This window comes from Paenibacillus sp. 01T422 (genome assembly GCF_056398785.1).
Genome location: NZ_JBFTQB010000451.1, coordinates 1 through 6,075 on the forward strand (window position 1 = coordinate 1; position 6,075 = coordinate 6,075).

General features: G+C 44.8%; 8 protein-coding genes. 1 reads left to right on the top strand and 7 read right to left on the bottom strand.

Annotated elements, in window-relative coordinates; genetic code table 11:
• From AC1DUA_RS22810 to AC1DUA_RS22820, 3 genes are all read right to left on the bottom strand, one after another.
• The coding region (locus AC1DUA_RS22810; protein ID WP_477501953.1) for a spore germination protein at positions 1–834 on the bottom strand (834 nt) is incomplete at its 3' end.
• Between the two features lie 22 nt (positions 835–856).
• Positions 857–1,276 carry a stage V sporulation protein AB gene (locus AC1DUA_RS22815; RefSeq protein WP_477501954.1) on the bottom strand — a complete coding sequence of 140 codons (420 nt, stop codon included), beginning with the start codon at positions 1,274–1,276 and terminating at the stop codon, positions 857–859.
• Positions 1,276–1,908, bottom strand: coding sequence for a stage V sporulation protein AA (locus tag AC1DUA_RS22820; RefSeq protein ID WP_477501955.1), 633 nt, complete (start codon positions 1,906–1,908; stop codon positions 1,276–1,278). The genes AC1DUA_RS22815 and AC1DUA_RS22820 overlap by 1 nt, the downstream gene beginning before the upstream one ends.
• 177 nt (positions 1,909–2,085) lie before the next feature.
• Between AC1DUA_RS22820 and AC1DUA_RS22825 the strand changes: the two genes are divergently transcribed.
• On the top strand, positions 2,086–2,295 hold the full coding sequence (locus AC1DUA_RS22825; RefSeq protein WP_477501956.1) for a DUF378 domain-containing protein: 210 nt from the start codon (positions 2,086–2,088) through the stop codon (positions 2,293–2,295).
• A gap of 97 nt (positions 2,296–2,392) precedes the next feature.
• On the opposite strand, the gene AC1DUA_RS22830 is transcribed toward AC1DUA_RS22825, so the two are convergent.
• The 4 genes from AC1DUA_RS22830 to AC1DUA_RS22845 all read right to left on the bottom strand — a co-directional run.
• The gene (locus AC1DUA_RS22830; RefSeq protein WP_477501959.1) at positions 2,393–3,823 is read right to left on the bottom strand and encodes a SulP family inorganic anion transporter; all 1,431 of its coding nucleotides are present in this window, start codon (positions 3,821–3,823) and stop codon (positions 2,393–2,395) included.
• A gap of 165 nt (positions 3,824–3,988) precedes the next feature.
• On the bottom strand, positions 3,989–4,744 hold the full coding sequence (gene sigF / locus AC1DUA_RS22835) for an RNA polymerase sporulation sigma factor SigF (RefSeq protein WP_029192952.1): 756 nt from the start codon (positions 4,742–4,744) through the stop codon (positions 3,989–3,991).
• Positions 4,745–4,755: 11 nt separating this feature from the next.
• A complete protein-coding gene (gene spoIIAA, locus AC1DUA_RS22840) occupies positions 4,756–5,367 on the bottom strand; it encodes an anti-sigma F factor antagonist (protein WP_477501957.1) in 612 nt (203 codons plus the stop codon).
• A 169-nt stretch (positions 5,368–5,536) separates the two neighbouring features.
• Positions 5,537–6,075, bottom strand: a 539-nt coding sequence (locus AC1DUA_RS22845; protein WP_477501958.1) for a D-alanyl-D-alanine carboxypeptidase family protein, incomplete at its 5' end; no start/stop codon positions are given.

The window sequence follows — 6,075 nt, forward strand, 5'->3', positions numbered from 1 at the left end:
GTTCCAGCCTTTACTAACGATAGCTTCCTCCAATTGCTTCTCAGCAAGGGGAAGGCCATCAATCTTCACTTGACTAATTTTCTCTTTAACAGCATCGACCAAATCCGCATTGGCAATATCATTGATATAACCGATACAGACATCCGTTTTGGTTCGTTTGCCAATTTGCATAATTTCCAGCTTCAGTCTCTCATCGCGTACTCTTCGTCTAACGAGTGTCACGTTCAATAATAAGGTTTCTACGAAACCGTCCCGTGAACCTCTGACTACCCGCTCCAAGTCTGGCTCGCCAATCGAGCGGACGGGATAGCTCTTGACGTCGACAGCGATAGCTGCCGTCTCCCCTTCAATGAAGAATGCCGTCCCGCCCATTAGCACTTGCCCTACGATTTCGGACATTTTCTTGTAGGACTTGACTTGATTATGCGGGATTAGCTTATCCATGAAGGCCTCGAGTGTATGGTGAGAAACGCTATCTTCACCGGCATAGGACAGACGTGTCAGTATATCGGTCAGAACGGTATCCTTGACGAACCCGTTACAGTAAAAGATCCCTACTCTTTTAGAACCGAATACCATTTCTCTAAGTACAAGATCGAAGCTGCGGTTGAGGCCAACACGTTCTTCCAGAACGCGGGTTACGTCCTTTAAATTATCAGGAATGTCCTCCTGAATTTTGAGTTCCTTCTCCTCAGGAGTCATGTTCGTAATCGGGTTATACTCGGATAGATTCCCTTCCTCATCAATCGCTAGTTTATCTAATTTTTCCTTAGATTCATTGCTATTCTCGTGCTCATGTTCGTTGTCATGCCCTGTTTTGACAATCACCTTCACGTCCGTGCGCCTCCTTCAAACCTTAATAAAACAACCACTCAAACAAAGATCCAAATACTTTGCCGAAAATCATCGCCATGAGCAGCAAAATCATATAAGAACCCATACCCACCCTCTTGGCAAGAATCGGCAGCACATTAATAATTTCAGTGAGCGCAGCTGCCAGCATACCGACAAAGCAACCGGCAAATAGTCCAACGAAAGCAGCACCAATTGGAAATAAGTGGACCTTCATATCGCTGAAATCCACCCAAGTAAATATAAGGGAACCCAAAACGACCGCAGCTTCATAGGCGTGTATTTTCGAAAATGATCGTGTGATCTGCGCTAGCCTCGGGATAATGTCCAGAACCACAAGGAATGCCACCATACCACTTCCAACGGCAATTCCTCCTGCTAGACCAATAAAAGCAATCAAAATTACTTCCCCAAGGAGAGTCATCACTTCGACTCCCCTTCCTCATGAATTTTCATATACTCTTCGGTGATCACATAATGGTTTATATTCTCCTGGTACATGAACATTTCCACTTCAAGCGGACTTGGTTCCTCATTGAATTTCTTTTTAAACAAATGGTTGAAGAAAATAACCATCCCAACACCTATGCCCAGGGAATACGGAATTTGCAGAATGAGCGGGTGCTCTACCTTTTTACCCGTCATCAGCTCATAAATCCTCTGATGAACCTCCAGCATGGAGACATCTGCATGGAAATTCATAATGGCCAGCCCTGAACCAATGAACAACAGCAGCCATACCAATCCGATAAGTACTGGACTTGCTTTTTTATTATCAGAAATAATCTCTAGAAGCACGTGGGGTTCCCCGAAATGCTCAATTTGCAGCTCCGGGTACCGCTCTTTCACTCTTCGAACAATCAGCATCATATCAATCAGGACACGGTTGCCATCCTCTTGCCGCGGCCTATGAATAATCAGCTTATTCAAAGCTGCTTCATATTCAGGTTCCACGATAATTTGAGCGATATGCCGGAGCTGTACGACACTTCCTTTGCGCACATTCGCTCTTCGCCTGAGCCGGATATACAGATATGGAGCTCCACTATTAGCCATGGTCTCACTCCCTTCAATACTTACGGGTATCATCCATGTATAGGAGTAGTATGCAAAATGTTTCCTACCCATAATCGCCTGCTTCAATGGTAAATTCTCCAGGAATAAAGCCCCTCTCTGTTTGGCATAGTAAGAAATGAATAACGATAACTTATTCCATACAAAGAAGGTGATAACATGGCAAAACTAGCGTTAACACTAGTGATTATTGGTGCGCTGAATTGGCTTTTAGTTGGGCTCTTCGAATGGGATTTAGTTTCAGCTATACTGGGTGGGGATTCTCATCGGGAATCTTCGGTTTTAAGTCGGATTATCTATACCATCGTTGGTTTATGCGGAATTTACTGCGTAAGATTCTATGCCGACACCAGGCATTCCGCACGATAAGCGTATAACTGAATAAAAAAAAGCCGCCATACCCAGTGGATCGACGGGTAAATAGCGGCTCTTTTTCATTTTTATAATCATTGCCTATTTCACATGGTCAGCTTGCTTGTTTCACCAAAAGCTTACTTTCCTCATTCAAACCAATACAGATTACCGTCTTACCTAGTTGCTCATACTTTGCAATGGTTTTAGCGATGGCCGTAACAGCGGAGTGATCCCACACGTGCGAGCTGCTGAAATCAATCGTTATCGTGTTGGGGTCATTTCTATAATCAAATAAATCAATAAAGTAGGTCATTGTACCAAAAAACAACTGACCGGATACCCGATATGTTTTGGCCCCATTAGCATCTAGCGACGTGAAGGCTTTGATCTTTGCCGATCTCCATCCAAAAATGAGAGCACTTAGCGTAACCCCGGACAAAACCCCAATTGCTAAATTAGAAGTTGCAACAACGATAGCAACAGTAATCACCATGACCAACGCGTCGCTTCTTGGAATTTTGGCTATCGTTCTAAGGGATTTCCAATCGAAAGTGCCTATGGACACCATGAACATAACACCGACTAATGCCCCCATCGGAATTTGCTTAACGACATTGCCCAGCACCATGATCAAGAATAGTAAAAATAGGCCAGACACAAAGGTAGATAGACGCGATCTCCCTCCTGATTTCACATTAATCACCGTTTGACCGATCATCGCACAACCTGCCATCCCGCCAAAAAAACCGGAGAATACATTGGCAATCCCTTGCCCGCGCACCTCTTTATTTTTATCACTTTTTGTTTCTGTCATTTCATCCACGATCGTAGCTGTCATCAAGGATTCGGTTATACCAACTACCGCCAGAGCCAGGGAAATCGGCAAGATCACCCCGATCGCTTGCAGGGACAGATGAAAGTCAGGTATATGGAAAAATGGCAGCGTCTGTGTAATTTCGCCCATATCTCCTACTGTGCGAACATCCAGATGCAGATTGATCGAAATGATCGTCATCACAATAATCGCGACTAACGCAGAGGGAACGGCTTTGGTAATCCACGGCAGCCCATAGACGATCACTAACGTACCTGCCACCATGGCGTACATCTGCCAATTAGCGCCTGCGAAGCTAGGAAGTTGAGCCATGAAAATAATAATGGCAAGAGCATTTACAAACCCAATAACAACAGAATGTGGAATGAATGTGATAAATTTGCCGAATTTAAACACGCCCATGAGATATTGGATGACACCTGTTAAAATGCTGGCTGCGAATAAATATTCAATTCCGTAGCTCGCTACCAAAGGCCCCATCAGAGAAGCCATCGCGCCTGTTGCAGCGGAAATCATCCCCATCCGTCCACCGGTAAATGAGATCACAAGCGCAATGATAAATGACGCATATAAGCCAACCATTGGATCGACCCCAGCCAAAATAGAAAAAGCAATCGCCTCGGGAATTAAAGCCAATGCCACCGTTATCCCGGACAAAACATCCTTGCGCACATTAAAAAACCACGAATCCTTCCATTTCACGTACAACAAGATTCACACTCCCAAACTATTAATTTTATTGATTGATTTTCCACTTTCAGAAAAATCCAACCCGTTATTGGCAGTACTTATTATACATAAATCTTGCAAATGTCTCTACACACAAAAAATAACCGTCCTCCTGATGGAGGACGGTTATTCCTATTACATCTGTTATTGAGCAATCTGATCTTTGATTGACTGCAAAATCTTCTTTTCCAATCGCGACACTTGCACTTGGGAAATTCCCAGTCTGCTAGCGACCTCCGATTGTGTTTGATCCCTGAAATAGCGGAGGTAGACAATGAGCCGCTCTCGCTCAGAAAGCGTCCCAATGGCTTCGTTGAGCGCAAGCTTCTCGAACCACTTTTCACCGCTTTCGTCGGAGATTTGATCCATAAGCGTAATGGGGTCCCCGTCGTTTTCAAAAACGGTCTCATGAATCGATGAAAGCGGCTTATTCGCTTCTTGCGCGAACACAACTTCCTCCGCCGTGATCATAAGCTCTTCTGCCACCTCTTTAATCGTAGGAAGCCTGCCAAGCCTTTTAGATAACTCGTCCTTCGTCTTGCGAATCTTATTAGCCAGTTCTTTGAGTGAACGGCTAACTTTGAGTGTTCCGTCATCCCGAAGGAAGCGCTGAATTTCGCCGATAATCATCGGCACCGCATAGGTTGAAAACTTCACATCATAGGACAGATCGAATTTATCAACGGACTTGAGCAGTCCGATGCAACCGATCTGGAACAAATCTTCGGCTTCGTATCCCCGGTTCAAAAAGCGTTGAACCACAGACCAGACCAAGCGGATATTGCAGCTGACGAGTGTTTCTCTGGCGAGTCCATCTCCGGATTGGCTGAGGGCGATTAACCGTTTGACTTCCGAATCGTCTAAATAACTGTGAGAAGCATGCTTCAGATCGACATCCATAGATCAAACCCCTAATTGTATAAAGCTTTTTTAGATTCAATTCGCTTCAACATGTTTATTTTGGTTCCGATTCCGACGGCCGTCACAACTTCCACTTCGTCCATGAAATTTTCCATAATCGTGAAGCCCATTCCGGAACGTTCGAGTTCTGGTTTGGATGTGTAGAGAGGCTGTTTCGCTTGTTCCAAATCATCAATGCCTGAACCTGTGTCCTCAATCGTAATTCGGACCATGTCATCATCAATTTGCGTTGTGATGGTAATTACACCATCCGGTTTATTGTTATACCTGGACATTGCATTGCGTTCGTTATCCTGAATGGATACAATCTTGAACATTCCGGAGAGCTCGAACAAACGGTAGACAGCAGGCGAAACATCACAAACGACCATCTTGCCGCCTTTACTCGTGATTTGCTTATAGCGACCGAGAATGACGCCTAGACCTGAACTGTCCATGAAAGTAAGATCTTTTAAGCTCAGGATCAAGTGAGTCGTATGCTCTTTGGCAATCGCTTCCTCCATCCTAGCTTTGACAACATCGGCAGTATGGTGATCCAGCTCGCCTTTTAATCTAACAATCAGCGCTCTTCGGCCTTGCTCGAATTCAATTTGCAGGCTCAACCATGTTCACTCCTCTCAGCTGAGAGACTTTGAGCTACACTCAAAGATCCCTATATTAAGTCATGAAACTTAAGTTTCTACAACTGAGTTAGGAACTCCTGCACCCCCGACAAAACTAGAAGAAAACTGCTAAAACTAGAAGAAAAGCCTGTTTATTCGCGAAATCTCATCAATTATCTGTGTGGAACATGTGTGAGGTCGTACGCTTGAACAGCTTCCACCAAGACGCTTTATCCACAGCAACTGGTGACTCAAGAGGGTACTCGGTCAGCACATTATCCCCGCTGTATACGACAATTTTGCCAATCGGTTGGCCCATCGTAATCGGCGCTCTCAAGTTTGGCTCCAGCTGCAGCTCATGTCGAATGTTATCTGTAGCGGTGCCCTTTTTCATTAAAATGCTATAATTTTGCTTCGCAACTAACGGTACTGTCGAAACCTGCCCTTTGTTTATCGTAAAATTCCCCAAACTATCGCCTGATTTAAATAAAGGATAGTTGGTATATTGGGCAAAAGCGTAGTCGAACAGCTTCGTGACCTCAGCGTTCCGCGTTTTGGTGTTCGGTTCTCCGAGCACCACAGCCACGACGCGCAAATTATCCCGTTTGGCCGTTGCTGATAAACAGAACTTCGCTTCGCTTGTGTATCCGGTTTTGAGACCGTCTGCGCCGCTATAGAAGCGTACAAGCTTGTTCGTATTTACCAACC